Below are 18,227 nucleotides of genomic sequence, written 5' to 3' on the forward strand. Positions count from 1 at the left end.
TCCTTATAGTGGAAAGTCTGAAATGGGATCCGTACGCAGTAAATCACTCAGGATCTGTAATCCTTGTTCTAATTGTTGGTGATTGACTGGCGCACTGATAGCGAGCCGTACCGCGGGGGGCGTGGTGCAACCCGGTGGGGTAAATAGCTCTGCAGATTTCACCGTCACCTTGGCATCTTCGGCCGCTGAAACAAAATCACTTAATCGCCAGTGTTCTGGCAGCGTCAACCAGACATGGAAGCTGGCATTATCATGAGCGATAGTAAATTCCGCCAAGTAATGCGTCACTAGCCGCTGTCGCGCTGCAATATCATGTCTTATCTGTTGCAAGATACGATCCGCATCGCCTTGCTGGATCAATTTACACGCTAATGCACTCAGCAGTGGGCTGATCATTAAGCTGTGATTATGCAGTGCGGTATTTAGCCGTTTTTGATGGCGAGTAGGGACTTGGATATAGCCTAAGCGTAGCCCAGGCGCGAGACACTTCGATAGCCCACCGATGTGGATCACCTGCTCACTATTGAGATTCACTAGCGGGCTAGGACGGCGAGTGGGCATTAAGCCGTTGACGTCATCTTCAATGATCAACACTTGATGCTGCTGGCATACCGCCAAAATATCACGGCGGCGCTGTTCGCTCATCGTTACTGTCGTTGGGTTTTGCATGGTGGGAGTACAGTAAATCAAACGTGGCTGATATAGCTGGCACGCTTTCTCTAAACTGGCGGGTATTAATCCCTCGCCATCCATCTCAACACTCTTCACCGTCACTTGCTGTTGCTTAGCTAAGCTCAAAAATCCCGGGTACGAGACGGATTCTACTAAAACGGTATCACCGCCGTGACAAAAAGCAGAAAGGGCGAGCTGGGCGGCATGTTGTCCGCCAGAGGTGAAGTGCATCCGCTCTGCGTCAATCGTGATGTCTTTTTGTTTGAGCCACTGAGCAATGATTTGGCGGTGGGCTGTTAAGCCCTGTGGGTCTTGGTACAGCATCAGTTGATTGAGTTGTTGCGGGTCGCTACTCAAGCTTTGCATGGCTTGGGTCAACATCGCGGCACGATCAAGCTGTGGTGGGATGTTATAGCCGAAATTACAGCCATCCGCAGGCGATGCCTCTGAGTAGTTGTATACCCAGTTAGGCTTATTGGCTTGGCTGACAAAGGTGCCGGCCCCAATACGTGCTTCGACTAATCCTTGGCGTTCTGCTTCCGCGTAGGCACGGGTGACCGTACCGACCGTGACAGCGAGATGATCTGCCAATGCACGATGGGTCGGTAATTTTCCGCCGCCAGTTAATGTGCCATTGAGGATCAACTGATTGATCTGTTGTGCTATTTGGCGATAGATGGGATCACTTTTAGGGTGATCTGTGGTGATGATAGGGGTGAATGCTTCGATTGTCATGGTGACAATAAACCTTTTGATCCAAGAAAACAGCGCTGTTATGGTGTGATTGTGCGTATTTTAGCACGAATTAACAACCCTTAGCTCCAATTGTATCGGTACAATTTAGCGCTAAGGGTTAGTTCTCGAATCAAATCACCATGGGTAGCAAAGAAGGGAGGAATGCGTCATGTCATCAATGCTGTTTTTTGAATGGTCATTTATTTTATCACTGATCACTTTTGCGACCACAATGACAGGCACACCGGGTCCCAATAACCTGATGGTGACGGCATCAGGCGCTAATTTTGGTTACCGCCGCACTGTGCCACATATGTTGGGGATAGGCAGTGGTTTGGTGTCGATGATTTTACTTGTGGCTGGTGGCCTTGGCGTTATCTTCACTCAATTTCCCGTTTTGCATGATGCTTTACGTTGGTTAGGCAGTGGCTACTTACTCTATTTAGCATGGAAAATTGGCTCTTCAAGCAGTGGCTTTGCTGAGACTGAACAAGAAGCCAAGCCGATGAGTTTTATGGCGGCGGCTATCTTTCAATACGTAAATCCGAAAGCATGGATGATGTCAGTGACCGCCATCAGTACATTTACTTTTACTGGGGAGCTGTATTGGTATTCCGTGGCTGCTATTGCAACTATCTTCTTTTTAGTCTGTTACCCCTGCGTATCCTTATGGGCAGGCTTTGGTATTTTTATACGACGTTGGTTGGCGCAGGCAAAAACACGTCGGATATTTAATGGATTGATGGGCGTATTAACGGCAGCTTGTGTGGTGATGATTTGGCAGTAAGTGCACTGTCGGTGGCTGGGTAGAAAGGGATTAGAGTCGGTGAAAAAATAGAGGAGACATTCTCCTCTATATATCTGGTTCTCAAAGGGATGATTAGGTTAGCGAGCTTGCAGTTTTTCGACTAACGATAACGCATCCAGTGACTGGCAGTAGCGTACTAAATTTGTCGCTAATGCTGTAGGGTGACCTTGTTCGATGAGTGTTGCGAGTGGCATGGTATTGAGCTGTGCCACTAAATCGTGTTGCTGCTGACGTTCAACCGTTAGCTCAAAATCCATCAACTGTTGATAACCTGCTTGGTCGAGTTGCGGTTTGAGCGAGCGGCGCATGGCGCGGTACTGCTGCAATAAGCCATCCGTCGGTTGTAAGCCTGCAATTAATTGGTTGCGTTGCTCACCAGTAAGCAAATATCCCTGTTCATCTAACCACAGCATAAGTAGTGCCAGGTTCACACTGCCATGATGAAAGGTTTGCAAACATAGGCATGTCGCTTCAACATCCGCTTTAAAGTAATGGGTGTAGCTGAACTGCCAAAAGTCATCGTGATTGAAAAGCTTAACTATCGGCATTGAGTTCATGCTCCATCTCTTCGAGTTGCTCATGCAGATCCATCCACGTCATTTCTACATCTTCAAGGGCCGACTTTGCTTCAGCCTGACGTTTAAGCTGTTCGGTTAAACGGGCTTTATTCTCCGCTTCATAAATACTAGCGTCGCTCAGCTGTTCTTCCGCTTCGGTGATCGTCGCATTTAGCTTATCCATTTGATCATCGAGCTTGCTAATTTGCTTACGCAAAGGGGCTGTTTTCTTACGCAGTTCAGCTTCAAGGCGCTTTTGTTCTTTGCGTGATGCGGCACTGTTGTCTTTATTGACGTCAGGTTTGCTCGCTTGCTGTTCACGACGTTCGTTGCGTTGTTGCTCGGTCAGCCATTTATGGTAATCCTCAAGATCGCCATTAAACGGTGCCACTTGACGATCATGGACTAGGTATAAATCATCAGTGGTTGCTCGCAATAAGTAACGGTCGTGACTGACGATAACCATCGCACCTTCATAAGATTGCAGTGCAAACGTCAATGCTTGGCGCATATCTAAATCAAGGTGGTTGGTCGGTTCATCGAGTAGCAACAGGTTAGGGCGCTGCCATACAATTAATGCCAAGACTAAACGGGCTTTTTCACCGCCCGAAAACGGACCGACTTTTTCGAGTGCTTTATCACCTAAGAAGCCAAAGCTACCTAAATAATCACGCAATTGTTGTTCTGTTGATTGTGGTGCAATGCGTGCCATGTGCTGAATAGGCGTGTCATCAAGGTATAACGTTTCAAGTTGATGCTGAGCAAAGTAGCCAATTTTAACCCCTTGTGAATAGGTTAAATCACCGGCTTTGGCTGGTAAGTCACCCGCCAGCATTTTAATCAGGGTCGATTTACCCGCACCATTACGGCCAAGTAAACCAATACGGCTACCAGGAACCAAGTTCAAACGAATCTTTTCGAGGATCAGGTTGTCATCGTAACCTGCGGCCACTTCATCCATCATCATGATAGGGTTCGGTAGTGCAGTGGGTTCACGAAATTCAAAGCTAAATGGGTTATCAAATTGTGCGGGTAGCACTTTTTCCATTCGCTCTAACGCTTTGATTCGACTCTGTGCCTGACGAGCTTTACTGGCTTTATAACGGAAGCGATCGATGTACGATTGCATGTGCGTCATTTGCTTTTGCTGTTTCTGGTACATGGCTTGTTGCAGTACCAGCTTCTCAGCACGCTGAGTCTCAAACGATGAGTAGTTGCCGGTATATTCATTCAACCCTTGGTTTTCAACGTGAATAATACGGTTGACCACAGGGTCGAGGAAATCACGGTCATGCGAGATCAGTACGAGCGTACCACGGTAATTTTGCAGCCATTTTTCCAGCCACATTACGGCATCTAAATCTAAGTGGTTGGTTGGTTCATCGAGTAGTAAAAGATCTGAACGGCATAATAGGGCTTGGGCGAGGTTTAAACGCATACGCCAACCACCAGAAAACTGGGTAAGGTGCCATTGCATTTGCTCTTGTGAGAATCCCAGACCATCAAGCAGTTCGGCTGCGCGAGCATTAATGCTATAGCCACCAATGGTTTCGAGTTTACCGTGTAACTCAGCAACCCGGTGGCCATTATCGGCAGCTTCTGCCGCGGCTAAGTCACGCTCAAGCTGGCGGTATTCGCGATCACCATCGATAACATATTCAAGTGCGCCACGTTCAAGTGCGGGGGTCTCTTGGGCAACCCAAGCCAGTTCCCAGTTAGATGGGAAGCGACAATTACCCGCATCAAGGCTTAACTCGTCTTTGAGTAAAGCAAATAAGGTAGATTTACCGCAGCCATTTTTCCCCACTAAGCCGACTTTATCGCCGGGATGAATGGTGGCTGTAGCTTGATCAAGCAGGACTTTCCCGCCTCGTAATAGTTGGATATCTGAAAAGGTAATCATCGAACTGTCTCGGGGACGGATCCCGCTCCGCATTAAACTGCCATAAACCAGCGGCAGTCTATACCAATCTTAAGGGGATACCAAACTAGCGCGAAACACGTTACCCATACCGAGAATTAAAGGCTGACGGAAAATCAGTGGTTTGGATTACGTTATAATTAGGTATGATGCCTTTAGCGCGGTTAAACATCGCGTTAACGTATCTCATGCTATTCACGTATCGTGTGCCAAATAATTCAATAACACAGGGAAGGAGTGTTATGACGTTACACGCACCACCGAAAATTTTGGTGATTTACGCTCACCCCGATCCTCAAGCCTCATTAGCTAATGCTGAAATGGTCGATGCCATTGCAGGGTTACCTCATGTCACTATTCATGATTTGTACGGCGTTTACCCTGACTTCTTTATTGATGTTACTCGTGAACATGCATTACTTGCTCAGCACGATATCTTCGTTTTTCAACACCCACTTTATATGTATTCGTGCCCCGCACTATTAAAAGAATGGATTGATGTGGTCTTGGGTAAAGGTTACGCCCACGGCGAAGGCAATGCATTACAAGGCAAATATTGGCGGTCAGTGATCAGTACGGGCGGTGCTGCCGAAGCCTATACACCTGACGGGTACAACCGTGCCAATATCGATGCAATTTTGAAACCGTTTGAGCTCACCGCTGCATTATGCCAAATGCAATGGTTGCCGCCATTGGTGTTGCACTGGGCACGCCGCATTCCTGCACTGGAGCGCCAACAGCATGCCAAGCTTTATCATGATTGGTTGATAAACCCTATGGCCGTAATCCACAGCGAGGTGGCACATGGCGAATGATTTACTGTCGGTTAGCGTTATTTTTCTCGCGGCTGCGGTAGTAGCCGTGCCGATCGCTCAGCGTTTAGGCTTGGGATCTGTACTGGGTTATTTATTGGCGGGCATTGCGATTGGTCCATGGGGCCTCGGGCTCATTTCTGATGTGGACGCCATTTTACACTTCTCTGAATTTGGGGTGGTGCTGCTGCTCTTTTTGATTGGTTTAGAGCTGAATCCGAAAAAATTATGGCAAATGCGTAAACCCATCTTGGGGTTAGGCGGTGGCCAAGTCGTTATTACGAGCTTAGTGATCACGGCCATCATGATGGTGGGCGCTTATGGTTTAGCCCTCATAGGTTTACGTGCTGAAATGAGTTGGCTGGTGGATATACGCTGGCAAGATGCCCTGGTGGTTGGGATGGGGTTGGCACTGTCATCCACAGCGATTGCGTTACGGGTAATAGAAGAGCAAGGACTGGATGGCAGTGAAACCGGGCAATCAGGTTTTGCTGTTTTGCTGTTTCAAGATATTGCAGTGATCCCCATGTTGGCGATTTTGCCAGTGCTTGCTGGCGGTGGGGGCGGAAGCTGGCTAGATTTTGCATGGATGATTGGCGGCATTGCAGCGCTACTTATTGGCGGACATTTTTTATTGCGGCCTTTGTTTCGCTGGGTCGTGTTAAGTGGTGTACGAGAACTGTTTAACGTCGCGGCCTTACTGCTCGTGATTGGTATTGCGGTTGTCATGCAATCTCTCGGCTTATCGATGGCGTTAGGCACATTCTTAGCGGGCGTGCTGCTGGCAGAAAGCGAGTACCGGCATGAACTTGAAATTGCGATAGAACCCTTCAAAGGGTTACTACTTGGACTGTTTTTTATCTCTGTTGGGATGGCGGTTAACCTTGGTTTACTGGTGCAATATCCTTTGATGATCCTTGCTGCTGTGGTCGCGTTGGTGTCACTTAAAGGTTTCATACTCTATGGATTGGCGCGGTTGTTCGGTACACGCGCCAAAGCCCGTAGCCAGATGTCGGTGATATTAAGCCAAGGCGGTGAATTTGCATTTGTGTTGTTTACCGCCGCTCAAGGCGAAGGTCTACTTGGCCAGCAGTTGAACAGCATGCTACTGGTCGTGGTGAGCCTTTCGATGATGACGACACCGCTACTGTTAGTGTTGCAAAATCGTTGGTTTGCATATCGCTTTAAATCGGCAGGCAGCGATTTAGAAACTGATGTTATTGACCGCGAGCCACGGGTGATCATTGCGGGTTTTGGCCGGTTTGGCCAAGTCGTCGGGCGATTGTTGTTTGCTAATAAAATTCGGGTCACAGTACTCGAGCGAGATCCCAGCCAAATCCAATTCCTGCGCAAGTTCGGCTATAAAGTGTATTACGGCGATGCCACTCAACTGGATCTATTACGAGCAGCTGGCGCTGATAAGGCTGAGGCCATTATTATCTGCACCGATGAACCGAGTGAAGTCATTGAAGTTGTTGAATTGTGTCAGCAGTATTTTCCGAACTTAAAAGTGTTAGCGCGGGCGAGGAGTCGGGTTGAAGCACACCAACTGTTAAATCATGGTGTTGAAAGTTTTTCACGAGAAACCTTTGCGGGTGCCCTTGATTTAGGCCGACAAGCCCTAATATCTCTTGGCATGCACCCGTATCAAGCGAAGCGTGCGGAAGCGCATTTTAGTAAGCTCGACGATGTCGCCCTACGTGATTTATTACCACAGCACTCCGAAGATGTGCATTTAGCGACACGGGCAAAAGAAGCACGTAAAGAGTTGGAAGACATTTTTGAACGTGAAATGCGTGGTGAACGTGAACGGCATAACGGTTGGGACTGAACCTGATTGTGTCTTATTGCTATATGCGCTGGAATACGCACGAGTGATATAGGGAAGGTAACATGGTGAAGAAACGTTTTATTGCAGGCGCGATTTGCCCTGCATGTAAGCAACAAGATACGTTGCGCTGGTGGCAAGAAAATAACATTGAGATGGTGGAGTGTGTCGAATGCGAACATACTGACCGTCGCTTGCCGCAAGCTGCAGAAAACAGTGAACATATTGCAGATGATAAGCCAGAGCAAGTCATCGGAATTTTTAAGCCAGAGTGACAGCGAAAAAATCCGCTGTGCTTATGAGACCGATTTTAGGTATCATGCCCACTTTGCACCCCGCTCAAATTTGGAGTTAACATGAAAGTCACTAAAGACATCGTAGTAAGCTTAGCTTATCAAGTAAAAACAGAAGAAGGTGCAGTAGTTGACCAATCAACGACTGAAGCGCCATTAGATTACCTACACGGTCACGATAACCTAATCGTAGGTCTTGAGAAAGCGCTTGAAGGTCGTGAAGCTGGCGACAAATTTGAAGTGACAGTTTCTCCTGAAGAAGCATACGGCGAGCACATGGACGAAATGGTTCAGCGTGTTCCTGCTGACGTATTCCAAGGTGTAGATGAAATCACTGTTGGCATGCGTTTCCTTGCGGATACAGACCAAGGTCAGATCCCAGTAGAAGTAACTGAAGTTGATGGCGACCACGTTGTTGTTGATGGTAACCACATGCTTGCTGGCCAAACACTGTCTTTCGTTGTAGAAATCGTAGCAGTACGTGAAGCAACAGCAGAAGAAGCTGAACACGGCCATATCCACCAAGGTGGCGGTTGTTGTGGTGGCGGTAGCTGTGGCGACGACCATGGTCATGATCACGGCCACGAGCACGGTGAAGGCGGCTGTTGTGGCGGCGAAGGCAAAAGCGAAGGCGGTTGCTGCTCTCACTAAGTTGAGCTTTACTGAGCATAGCTCGGTAATAGTGATACCTAGCTGAAAAGAATATAAAAACGGGAAGCCAAGGCTTCCCGTTTTTGATCCTGCATCATTACGCTATTAATAATGCGGCGGTGGTGTTTCTTCTGATTCGTCTGCAAGATTCGATGTTTGGCTGCTTTTTTGTTTATCAACCAAGAATTTCATTTGCACCTGCATGCGTTCAATTAAGAACTGCTGAGCGGTTAACGCTTCATTGAGGTCTTCAATTGTTTGGTCTTGAAACGCTTGTTTCATTTCCAATTCATCGATTTGTGTACGTAGATGTTCAAGTTCAGTCATAGCAATAAACACTTTCTCAATCGGTTGTCCATGCCTGAGCAATGCCAGAAGAAGCCCCTGATATTACCTGCCCAGTAGACGTAATGGCCACATCATACACGACTGCCGATGGCGGTCGAGCATCTTGCTGCGTTGCAGCTTCCCAGCGACCTAAGTTTTCTCCTGTGGTGGTATCCCACAATTCGACCCGTTTAGCGGGCGTCCCCGTTGCTAACATTTTACCGTCATCAGAGAAACGTGCGCTGGATAAATTCTGTTGGCGTAATCGAACAGATAACTGTGCCTGCTGTTCGCCCGTGGTTAAATCCCAAATGTAAGCTTCATTGGTGCCATCTGCGGTTAAGGCTAATAGGCCATCACGCTGCAGCGCAACACGGCTGATCCGTGATTGATGTTCAAAGCGGTTACGCACCTGTCCCGTCTTCGTATCCCAGAAGTACGCCATGTAATCATTGCCCCCTGATAATACATATTGTCCATTAGGAGAAATGGCGACGGAATTAACTTTTTCTCGGTGAGCAAGGAACTCTAAGCGCCGTCCGGTGCCCAAGTCGATATAAAGTGCTTTGCCATTTGATAGCCCAAGCACGACATGCTGGCCATTATTAGCGATATCGACATCGCGAATGATGCCATCTGAAATCGACCATAAGCCGTCAGATTGCCCCCAAGCGAGATCCCAAACAGCAAAGTTTTGGGCTGTTGCTGTAATGGCGTAGCGGTTATTGTCTGAAATTGCACTACTTATTACGGTATTGTGCGCTGGATCTTGTGAACCAAACTTTGCTAAGTTTTTGTTTTGCTGTAGATCCCACAGTACGATACCTTGTGCATTAGTGTAGTACAGCGCAAAACGGCCATTACGGCTAAGGCTAAAACTGGTGGCGCCATCAGTGGCAAGTTGCCAGCGCTGTACCTCTGAGCCTGTGAAAAAACAGCCGCTTAGGGCTATAACTGTCAGGATTAAGCAAATTCTTTGCGAAATTGAACGCATTAAGCTCGAGTTCCGGTTGTTTTATCGGGAAAGAGATTAGTATATTGATATGGCATGCTTTTCACACCTTCTAGATGAAAAGCTAAGCATAAAAAATGAGGGAAAACCTCGGTGAGAATGGAGAATTACATGAAACCTGTTCTAAAAATGTCAGTTTTGGCTGCAACAATTTTGCTTGTAGTGGGCTGCCAAGATGAAAAAGCGGCGGAAACAAAATCGGCAGAGCCAGCAAAAGTAGAGCAGGTTGCAGCTGAAGCAGCACCAGCCACTTTCGCAACTGAAGACGAGAAAGCAGCATACGCAATTGGTGCTTCGTTAGCGCAATACTTATCTGCAAACCTTGAGCAACAAAAAGAGCTAGGGTTGAACTTAGATCGTGAAAGCGTGCTTGCCGGTGTAAGTGACGTATTTTCAGATAAGAGCCGTCTAACGCCAGAAGAGACGCAACAAGCACTGCAAGATTTAGACAAGCGTGTTTCTGATATCGTAGAAGCAAAAGCACAAGCTGAAGCTGAAAAAACAGTGAAAGCGGGTGAAGAGTACCGTGCTGATTTTGAAAAATTGGACGGCGTAACGAAAACTGAATCCGGTCTACTTTACCAAGTAGAGACGGCAGCTGAAGGTGATAAGCCAGCAGCAACAGATACTGTAAAAGTACACTACAAAGGTATGCTAACAGACGGTACTGAGTTCGATAGCTCGTACAAGCGTAATCAACCAGCAACTTTCCCACTTAACCAAGTGATCCCAGGTTGGACTGAAGGTGTTCAACTGATGCCTGTTGGTTCTAAATTTAAGTTTGTTATCCCGCCTGAGCTTGCATACGGCGCACAAGCTAACCCAACGATTCCGGCTAACTCAACACTTGTCTTCGAAGTTGAGCTACTGGAAATCGTAAAAGCAGAAAAACCAGCGACCGACGCTAAAACGCAGTAAAGTTACATGCGTTAATTCGCAAAATCTGCAATGACTTTGATAAGACCCAGCTATTGCTGGGTCTTTTCATATCAATTTTCTGATAAACTTGCCACCAACAGTTGAATTTATGCTCATACTATTGCTATAGCCATACTTGAGAGGCGTAGCTATTGATACCAATCGGCATACTATCGAGCACTCGATACCTTTGTGCCGATTGGTATATGAGTATTAGCAAGGAAGAGTTGATAGTGGTATCTACAGATAATTTTGGTCCTGAAATGATGGTCGAAGGTGAAGTGGTAAAAACCCGCGTTTTCACTGAACACGACTTCATTATTTTACGTTCATACGAAGCCGTGGTTGATGGCCTTGCCGCATTGATCGGTCCTTTTTGTGAAATCGTATTGCACTCGCTCGCTGATATTAATACTTCAGCCATTAAAATTGCCAATGGCGAGAATACCGGCCGTAAAGTGGGCTCACCGATCACCGATTTAGCATTACGTATGCTACGTGATATCGAAGGGTCTGAGCGCAACTTCTCTCGCGCTTATTTTACCCGCGCTAAAGGTGGCAGCTTGATGAAATCGATCACTATTGCGATTCGCAATGGTGATAATGTGATTATTGGCTTGCTGTGTATCAACGTAAACCTTGATGCACCTTTTGCTCAAATCCTGCAATCTTTCATGCCAACCGATGAAGCGAAACAAGCGGCATCAACCGTTAACTTCGCGAGCGATGTGGATGAATTGGTTGACCAAACGGTCGAGCGTACTATCGAAGAAATTAATGCCGACAAGAACGTCTCGAACAATGCGAAAAACCGTCAAATTGTGATGGAGTTGTTTGATAAAGGCATCTTTGATATTAAAGACGCGATTAATCGTGTTGCTGATCGCTTGAATATCTCGAAGCACACCGTGTACCTATATATTCGCCAGCGTAAAACCGAGGACGGCGACAAATGACATTGAACTATGTCTTAGTCGTTGATGGACCTGCTTATGGAAGCCAAGCTGCGCGCTCGGCTTACCAGTTTGCGATCGCACTTTTAGAGGCAGGTCATCAGCTTTCTCGGATCTTCTTTTATCAAGATGGGGTCTATAACGGTTCAGTGTTAACGGCCCCAGCTTCTGATGAATTTGATTTAGTGTCGGCATGGCAGGCACTCGCAAAGCAACATAATATTGAATTGCAAACCTGTGTGGCTGCGGCGCTTCGCCGTGGCATTGTTGGCGAGCAAGAAGCAACGCTAAATGCATTACCCAGCCAAAATCTTGCCGAAGGTTTTGAACAAGCGGGGCTAGGGGGGTTAGCGGAATCTCTGCTTACCGCCGATCGCGTTATCCAATTCTAAGTACCTGTTATTAATGCTAGTAATGCAGTAAGCAATTGCATTTAAGAATTTCATTACTTATCCCCAAGCGTTAATAACGGTAAATCATGGTAGACAAAACATGAAACCGCTAGGCTTTGTATTTCGAACAGCTCCGCACGGCGTTACTGCTGGGCGTGAAGGGCTAGATGCTGTGTTGGCGACCTCAGCCTACAGTGAAGACCTACATCTATTTTTTATTGGCGATGGTGTTTTTCAATTATTGAAAAATCAGCAGCCCAAGGCCATTCTTTCGCGCGACTATATTGCGACGTTTAAAATGTTAGCACTGTACGATATTGAGAATATATTCGTCTGTCAGCAGTCTTTAGCTGAGCGTGGAATAACAGAAGACGACATGCTGATTGATGTTTCTGTGTTATCCCCTGACGCACTTACTGAGCGTCTGCAAACCTGCCAACGTGTACTAAGCTTTTGAGGTCGAGATGCTCCATACCGTCACAACATCACCGTTTCAAACTGCTGCACTTGCCGATTGCTTACGCTATAGCAGCCAAAATGATGCAATTTTATTGCTACAAGATGCCATTATTGCCGCAATAGATGAAAATAACTGGTGCGAAGCATTAAAAAAATCAGGGCGAAAAATTTACGTTCTTCAAGAGGATGTAGTCGCCAGAGGTCTCGCTGGAAAAGTTGCCGAAAGCTTTGAAGTTGTTGATTATAATGGTTTTGTTTTGCTTTCTGTTAAGTGTGAAACACAAATGAAATGGTGATAATTCTTACGCTATAACCCCACGAAAGACACGGATTGTAGATTGTTTAAGAAATGATCACCTGATTGATCGTTGGTTAGATCTTGACACCCTCAAGTGCGACGCCTAAAATTTCGCGTCCTCCTGTTGTTGGGAGGCAGATTTTTCACATTTACGAAAGTAATATTTTCAGGAGCTATTTAATGGCAACTATTAACCAGTTGGTACGCAAGCCACGTGCAAAGCAAGTTGTTAAAAGCAACGTGCCTGCGCTAGAAGCGTGTCCACAAAAGCGTGGTGTATGTACTCGTGTTTACACTACTACACCTAAAAAACCGAACTCAGCATTACGTAAAGTATGTCGTGTTCGTCTAACTAACGGCTTTGAAGTTACTTCATACATCGGCGGTGAAGGTCACAACCTTCAAGAGCACAGTGTTGTTCTTATCCGTGGTGGTCGTGTTAAAGATTTACCAGGTGTGCGTTACCACACTGTTCGCGGTGCACTTGACTGTGCAGGCGTTAATGACCGTAAGAAAGGTCGTTCTAAGTACGGTGTGAAGCGTCCTAAGTCTTAATGGATTCCGTTAAGTAAGGCCAAACACTCAATTTAATTATTTGAAGAAACTGCAAAGTTTTGGATAACCTGAAGAAGACAACGGAGAATATCCATGCCACGTCGTCGCGTAATCGGCCAGCGTAAGATCCTTCCAGATCCTAAGTTCAAATCTGAACTGCTGGCAAAATTCGTTAACATCCTAATGGTTGACGGTAAAAAATCTACTGCTGAAAAAATCGTTTACACTGCTCTAGAAGCAATGGCTGAAAAGTCTGGTGAAGAACACCTAGCTGTATTCGAAAAAGCTCTTGAAAATGTACGCCCATCGGTAGAAGTTAAATCTCGCCGTGTTGGTGGTTCAACTTACCAAGTACCTGTAGAAGTACGTCCGGTTCGCCGTAACGCACTTGCTATGCGTTGGTTGGTTGAAGCTTCGCGCAAGCGTGGTGAAAAATCTATGGCTATGCGTCTTGCAGCTGAAATGCTAGATGCGGCTGACAACAAAGGTTCTGCTGTTAAGAAACGTGAAGACGTTCACCGTATGGCAGACGCGAACAAAGCGTTCGCACATTACCGCTGGTAATACCGCTGGTAATAATAATGGCGCGACAGGCTTCTGCCTGCCGCGCCAATTTTACTCTAAGGACTTCCTTAGTAAGAGGATACAATCGTGGCTCGTAAAACTCCTATTGAGCGCTACCGTAACATCGGTATTTGTGCTCACGTAGACGCTGGTAAAACCACTACAACAGAGCGTATCCTGTTCTACACCGGCCTATCCCATAAGATCGGTGAAGTACACGACGGCGCAGCAACCATGGACTGGATGGAGCAAGAGCAAGAGCGTGGTATTACTATCACATCTGCTGCTACTACTACCTTCTGGCGTGGTATGGAAGGTCAATTTCCAGAGCATCGCGTTAACATCATTGACACCCCTGGACACGTTGACTTTACTATTGAAGTAGAACGTTCTTTGCGCGTACTAGATGGTGCTGTTGTTGTATTTTGTGGCTCTTCAGGCGTTGAACCTCAGTCTGAGACTGTATGGCGTCAAGCTGATAAATATGAAGTTCCACGTATGGTTTTCGTTAACAAGATGGACCGTACTGGTGCAGACTTCCTACGTGTAGTTGACCAGATCAAAAGTCGTCTTGGCGCAAACCCTGTTCCTATTCATTTGAATATTGGTGCAGAAGAAGATTTTAAAGGCGTTGTTGACCTTATCAAGATGAAAGCAGTCAACTGGAATGAAGATGATCAGGGTATGACATTTACCTATGAAGATATTCCAGCTGATATGCAAGACTTGGCCGAGGAATGGCGTGAAAACTTAGTAGAAGCAGCTGCAGAAGCAACTGAAGAACTAATGAATAAGTACCTGGAAGAAGGCGAATTGTCAGAATCTGAGATTAAATCAGGTTTACGCCAGCGTACTATTAACAACGAAATCGTCCTAGCGACTTGTGGTTCTGCATTCAAGAACAAAGGTGTTCAAGCAGTACTAGACGCGGTTATCGAATTCCTACCATCACCAACGGAAGTAAAAGCTATCCATGGTGAGGATATGGACGGTAACACTGTAGAGCGTCACTCTAGCGACGAAGAACCTTTTGCGGCTCTAGCATTCAAGATCGCAACAGACCCATTCGTTGGTAACCTTACGTTTATGCGTGTTTACTCTGGTGTTGTTAACTCAGGTGACACGGTCTATAACCCAGTTAAAGAAAAACGTGAGCGTTTTGGTCGTATCGTACAGATGCATGCTAACAAGCGCGAAGAAGTAAAAGAAGTTCGTGCTGGTGATATTGCTGCTGCAATCGGTCTTAAGTATGCGACTACGGGTGATACCCTATGTGACCAAGATCATAAAGTGATTCTAGAGCGCATGGAGTTCCCTGAACCAGTTATTCAGATCGCGGTTGAACCGCGTTCTCAAGCGGATCAAGAGAAAATGGGTGTTGCACTAGGTAAACTAGCTGCAGAAGATCCATCTTTCCGTGTAGAAACAGACGATGAATCAGGTCAGACGTTAATTTCTGGCATGGGTGAACTTCACCTAGATATCATCGTTGATCGTATGAAGCGTGAATTCAGCGTTGAATGTAATGTTGGTAAACCTCAAGTTTCTTATCGCGAAACTATTCGCGGTAGTACTGAAGTGGAAGGCAAGTTCATTCGACAATCTGGTGGTCGTGGTCAATACGGACATGTATGGCTAAAAATCGAACCGTCAGAGCTGGGCGAAGGCTTTGTATTCGTTGATGAAGTTGTGGGTGGCACTGTACCTAAAGAATATATTAGTTCAGTCGCTAAAGGTATCGAAGAGCAGATGAACAACGGTGTACTAGCGGGTTACCCGGTACTCGATGTGAAAGCAACGCTATTCGATGGTTCTTACCACGATGTTGATTCAAACGAAATGGCGTTTAAGATCGCAGGTTCAATGGCATTCAGGAAAGGTGCCCTTGAGGCAAACCCTGTAATTCTTGAACCTATGATGAAAGTTGAAGTAACCACACCAGAAGACTGGATGGGTGATGTTGTTGGTGACCTAAACCGTCGTCGCGGCATGATTGAAGGTATGGATGATGGCCCTGCTGGCCTTAAAATTATTCGTGCACAAGTGCCACTATCTGTGATGTTTGGTTACGCAACTGACTTACGTTCTGCAACACAAGGTCGTGCATCTTATTCAATGGAATTTAGCGAATACGCTGAAGTACCAAAGAATGTTGCTGATAGTATTATTGCAGATCGCACGTAATTGATATTGCGTCAACGTTCGTTGGCGCATAAAATACAAACTTCGGACGCGCTCCCTAACCTAGTAGGGGGCGCATCTTAACTAGGAAGGAACACGATTGTGTCTAAAGAAAAATTTGAACGCGTAAAACCGCACGTTAACGTTGGTACTATCGGCCACGTCGATCACGGTAAAACAACTCTAACAGCTGCTATCTGTACTACACTTGCAAAAGTGTACGGTGGTGTTGCTAAAGATTTCGCATCTATCGATAACGCTCCTGAAGAGCGCGAGCGCGGTATCACAATCTCAACTTCTCACGTTGAGTACGATACTCCAAGCCGTCACTATGCACACGTTGACTGTCCTGGACACGCCGATTACGTTAAAAACATGATCACTGGTGCTGCTCAAATGGACGGCGGTATCCTAGTTGTTGCTGCAACTGATGGCCCTATGCCACAGACGCGTGAGCACATCCTTCTTGGTCGTCAAGTTGGTATCCCTTACATCATCGTATTCATGAACAAATGTGACATGGTTGATGATGAAGAGCTACTAGAACTAGTAGAAATGGAAGTTCGTGAACTTCTTTCTGAATACGAATTCCCTGGCGATGATTGCCCAGTAATCATGGGTTCTGCTCTTGGCGCTCTAAACGGCGAACAACAGTGGGAAGACAAGATTGTTGAGCTTGCAGAAGCACTAGATTCTTACATCCCAGAACCAGAGCGTGCTATCGATCTACCGTTCATCCTTCCAATCGAAGATGTATTCTCAATCCAAGGCCGTGGTACTGTTGTAACTGGTCGTGTTGAGCAAGGTATCATCACTGTAGGTGACGAAGTAGCTATCATCGGTATCAAAGACACGACTACAACTACTTGTACTGGTGTTGAGATGTTCCGTAAACTTCTTGACGAAGGCCGTGCTGGTGAGAACGTTGGTGTTCTTCTACGTGGTACTAAGCGTGATGAAGTTGAACGTGGTCAAGTTCTAGCTAAGCCTGGTTCAATCACTCCACACACTACTTTCACTTCAGAAATCTATGTTCTTTCTAAAGATGAAGGCGGTCGTCACACTCCTTTCTTCAAAGGTTACCGTCCACAGTTCTACTTCCGTACAACTGACGTAACAGGTACTATCGAGCTACCTGAAGGCGTAGAAATGGTAATGCCTGGTGATAACATCTCTATGACTGTTACTCTAATCGCACCTATCGCGATGGATGAAGGTCTACGTTTTGCTATCCGTGAAGGTGGCCGTACAGTTGGTGCTGGTGTTGTTGCAACTATCGTTGCTTAATAGCAATTAGTGCATAACTAAGTACTAAAAAGGGAGCTTCGGCTCCCTTTTTTAATGCCTGCAGTTTCACTGGCTAACTATTTAAATTTTATACTTATACTTTTCCTCCCCACATATCCCTTATTGATAGCTAAATCATCTAATAAATACCTCACCATAAGTGGTAATGAAAACCGTTCTTGTTTATATTTACTTTTAAATAAGTAATCAGTGAGTCGATCATGTACGTGTGTTTATGCCATGCAATATCCGATAAGAAGATCATGAAGTTAACGATGGAACATAATCTGACTGATATTCGCGGCATTCGAGATATCACACCGCTAGGCTCACAATGCGGTAAATGTATTCGGCAAGCTAAGGTCATTATCGAACAGACGATTATCTCTAAGTACCAAAAAGCCAGTTAATTACGCCTTTTTCATCATGGGCTTTTTTGACACTCTTCGATTCGGTTCTATTCTTTTATGAACTGACAGAGGAGCGTTACTGCATGAAAGCTGATCCGAAAATTATCCAACACCTCAATAAAATACTCGGTAACGAGCTCGTTGCCATTAATCAGTATTTTCTTCATGCCAGGATGTATAAGGACTGGGGGCTGAAGCACCTCGCCGATAAGGAATATCATGAATCTATCGACGAGATGAAGCATGCCGATCACCTAATAGAGCGGATCTTGTTCCTTGAAGGTCTTCCGAATTTGCAAGATTTGGGCAAATTGAACATAGGTGAAGATACCCAAGAAATGATTGAGTGTGACTTGGCTTTAGAGATGGCTGCAATTCCAGATTTACGTAATGCTATCGAATACGCGGAAGGAGTAAGGGATTATGTCTCTCGGGATTTATTCCAAGACATCCTTGAAGACGAGGAAGAACATGTTGATTGGCTCGAAACACAATTAGGCTTGATAGATAAGGTTGGGATTGCCAATTATAATCAAGCGCAAATAGTCGATGATGATTGAGCTGTCGTAAATGTGGTTTCTTTAGCACCATAAT

The 18,227-nt window shown here is 45.9% G+C and carries 21 protein-coding genes; 16 read left to right on the forward strand and 5 right to left on the reverse strand.

Going from position 1 to position 18,227, the window contains the following annotated elements; genetic code table 11:
- Nucleotides 1-3: 3 nt before the first annotated feature.
- Nucleotides 4-1,407 carry an aminotransferase-like domain-containing protein gene (locus OCU87_RS01180; RefSeq protein WP_261857699.1) on the reverse strand — a complete coding sequence of 468 codons (1,404 nt, stop codon included), beginning with the start codon at nucleotides 1,405-1,407 and terminating at the stop codon, nucleotides 4-6.
- Between the two features lie 169 nt (nucleotides 1,408-1,576).
- Between OCU87_RS01180 and OCU87_RS01185 the strand changes: the two genes are divergently transcribed.
- Nucleotides 1,577-2,194: a LysE family translocator gene (locus OCU87_RS01185; RefSeq protein WP_261857700.1), complete on the forward strand. Its 618-nt coding sequence runs from the start codon at nucleotides 1,577-1,579 to the stop codon at nucleotides 2,192-2,194.
- A gap of 98 nt (nucleotides 2,195-2,292) precedes the next feature.
- Here the strand turns inward: OCU87_RS01185 and OCU87_RS01190 are convergent, their stop codons facing one another.
- Nucleotides 2,293-2,763, reverse strand: coding sequence for a TIGR02444 family protein (locus tag OCU87_RS01190; RefSeq protein ID WP_261857701.1), 471 nt, complete (start codon nucleotides 2,761-2,763; stop codon nucleotides 2,293-2,295).
- Entirely contained in the window at nucleotides 2,750-4,675 is a 1,926-nt protein-coding gene (locus OCU87_RS01195) for an ABC transporter ATP-binding protein (protein WP_261857702.1), read from the reverse strand. Before OCU87_RS01195 ends, OCU87_RS01190 begins: the two co-directional genes overlap by 14 nt.
- A 260-nt stretch (nucleotides 4,676-4,935) precedes the next feature.
- Between OCU87_RS01195 and kefG the strand changes: the two genes are divergently transcribed.
- The 4 genes from kefG to slyD all read left to right on the forward strand — a co-directional run bounded on the left by kefG (nucleotide 4,936) and on the right by slyD (nucleotide 8,277).
- A complete protein-coding gene (gene kefG / locus OCU87_RS01200; RefSeq protein WP_261857703.1) occupies nucleotides 4,936-5,508 on the forward strand; it encodes a glutathione-regulated potassium-efflux system ancillary protein KefG in 573 nt (190 codons plus the stop codon).
- The gene (kefB, locus tag OCU87_RS01205; protein WP_261857704.1) at nucleotides 5,498-7,336 is read left to right on the forward strand and encodes a glutathione-regulated potassium-efflux system protein KefB; all 1,839 of its coding nucleotides are present in this window, start codon (nucleotides 5,498-5,500) and stop codon (nucleotides 7,334-7,336) included. The genes kefG and kefB overlap by 11 nt, the downstream gene beginning before the upstream one ends.
- A 62-nt stretch (nucleotides 7,337-7,398) precedes the next feature.
- Nucleotides 7,399-7,608 (forward strand): YheV family putative zinc ribbon protein, encoded by a 210-nt coding sequence (locus tag OCU87_RS01210; RefSeq protein WP_094957049.1) that lies wholly within the window; start codon nucleotides 7,399-7,401, stop codon nucleotides 7,606-7,608.
- Between the two features lie 81 nt (nucleotides 7,609-7,689).
- Nucleotides 7,690-8,277, forward strand: a complete 588-nt coding sequence (gene slyD, locus OCU87_RS01215; RefSeq protein ID WP_062688419.1) for a peptidylprolyl isomerase — start codon at nucleotides 7,690-7,692, stop codon at nucleotides 8,275-8,277.
- Nucleotides 8,278-8,382: 105 nt separating this feature from the next.
- Here slyD and OCU87_RS01220 read toward each other — a convergent pair whose 3' ends face one another.
- Both OCU87_RS01220 and OCU87_RS01225 read right to left on the reverse strand, forming a co-directional pair.
- Nucleotides 8,383-8,604 (reverse strand): SlyX family protein, encoded by a 222-nt coding sequence (locus OCU87_RS01220; protein WP_062688421.1) that lies wholly within the window; start codon nucleotides 8,602-8,604, stop codon nucleotides 8,383-8,385.
- A gap of 16 nt (nucleotides 8,605-8,620) precedes the next feature.
- On the reverse strand, nucleotides 8,621-9,598 hold the full coding sequence (locus tag OCU87_RS01225) for a WD40 repeat domain-containing protein (RefSeq protein WP_062688423.1): 978 nt from the start codon (nucleotides 9,596-9,598) through the stop codon (nucleotides 8,621-8,623).
- Between the two features lie 129 nt (nucleotides 9,599-9,727).
- On the opposite strand from OCU87_RS01225, the gene fkpA reads away from it, so the two are divergent.
- The 11 genes from fkpA to bfr all read left to right on the forward strand — a co-directional run bounded on the left by fkpA (nucleotide 9,728) and on the right by bfr (nucleotide 18,193).
- The gene (fkpA, locus tag OCU87_RS01230; RefSeq protein WP_261857705.1) at nucleotides 9,728-10,534 is read left to right on the forward strand and encodes an FKBP-type peptidyl-prolyl cis-trans isomerase; all 807 of its coding nucleotides are present in this window, start codon (nucleotides 9,728-9,730) and stop codon (nucleotides 10,532-10,534) included.
- A gap of 263 nt (nucleotides 10,535-10,797) precedes the next feature.
- Nucleotides 10,798-11,490: a helix-turn-helix transcriptional regulator gene (locus OCU87_RS01235; RefSeq protein ID WP_239928779.1), complete on the forward strand. Its 693-nt coding sequence runs from the start codon at nucleotides 10,798-10,800 to the stop codon at nucleotides 11,488-11,490.
- Nucleotides 11,487-11,879, forward strand: coding sequence for a sulfurtransferase complex subunit TusD (gene tusD, locus OCU87_RS01240; RefSeq protein ID WP_062688428.1), 393 nt, complete (start codon nucleotides 11,487-11,489; stop codon nucleotides 11,877-11,879). The genes OCU87_RS01235 and tusD overlap by 4 nt, the downstream gene beginning before the upstream one ends.
- Nucleotides 11,880-11,979: 100 nt before the next feature.
- Nucleotides 11,980-12,336 carry a sulfurtransferase complex subunit TusC gene (tusC, locus tag OCU87_RS01245; protein ID WP_261857706.1) on the forward strand — a complete coding sequence of 119 codons (357 nt, stop codon included), beginning with the start codon at nucleotides 11,980-11,982 and terminating at the stop codon, nucleotides 12,334-12,336.
- Between the two features lie 7 nt (nucleotides 12,337-12,343).
- Nucleotides 12,344-12,634, forward strand: a complete 291-nt coding sequence (gene tusB / locus OCU87_RS01250) for a sulfurtransferase complex subunit TusB (protein WP_062688430.1) — start codon at nucleotides 12,344-12,346, stop codon at nucleotides 12,632-12,634.
- Nucleotides 12,635-12,816: 182 nt separating this feature from the next.
- Nucleotides 12,817-13,191 carry a 30S ribosomal protein S12 gene (gene rpsL / locus OCU87_RS01255; RefSeq protein WP_005417208.1) on the forward strand — a complete coding sequence of 125 codons (375 nt, stop codon included), beginning with the start codon at nucleotides 12,817-12,819 and terminating at the stop codon, nucleotides 13,189-13,191.
- A gap of 93 nt (nucleotides 13,192-13,284) precedes the next feature.
- Nucleotides 13,285-13,755 carry a 30S ribosomal protein S7 gene (gene rpsG / locus OCU87_RS01260; protein ID WP_062688432.1) on the forward strand — a complete coding sequence of 157 codons (471 nt, stop codon included), beginning with the start codon at nucleotides 13,285-13,287 and terminating at the stop codon, nucleotides 13,753-13,755.
- A gap of 87 nt (nucleotides 13,756-13,842) precedes the next feature.
- Nucleotides 13,843-15,939 (forward strand): elongation factor G, encoded by a 2,097-nt coding sequence (gene fusA, locus OCU87_RS01265; protein ID WP_062688434.1) that lies wholly within the window; start codon nucleotides 13,843-13,845, stop codon nucleotides 15,937-15,939.
- Nucleotides 15,940-16,038: 99 nt separating this feature from the next.
- Nucleotides 16,039-17,223 carry an elongation factor Tu gene (gene tuf / locus OCU87_RS01270; protein ID WP_261857707.1) on the forward strand — a complete coding sequence of 395 codons (1,185 nt, stop codon included), beginning with the start codon at nucleotides 16,039-16,041 and terminating at the stop codon, nucleotides 17,221-17,223.
- 221 nt (nucleotides 17,224-17,444) lie between these two features.
- Complete coding sequence (locus OCU87_RS01275) at nucleotides 17,445-17,633, forward strand: (2Fe-2S)-binding protein (protein WP_083540893.1); 189 nt, start codon at nucleotides 17,445-17,447, stop codon at nucleotides 17,631-17,633.
- 83 nt (nucleotides 17,634-17,716) lie between these two features.
- Complete coding sequence (bfr, locus tag OCU87_RS01280) at nucleotides 17,717-18,193, forward strand: bacterioferritin (protein ID WP_062690096.1); 477 nt, start codon at nucleotides 17,717-17,719, stop codon at nucleotides 18,191-18,193.
- The last annotated feature ends 34 nt before the right edge of the window (nucleotides 18,194-18,227 follow it).

Origin of the sequence: Photobacterium sanguinicancri (assembly GCF_024346675.1) — a bacterium.
Classification (GTDB): Bacteria; Pseudomonadota; Gammaproteobacteria; order Enterobacterales; family Vibrionaceae; genus Photobacterium; species Photobacterium sanguinicancri.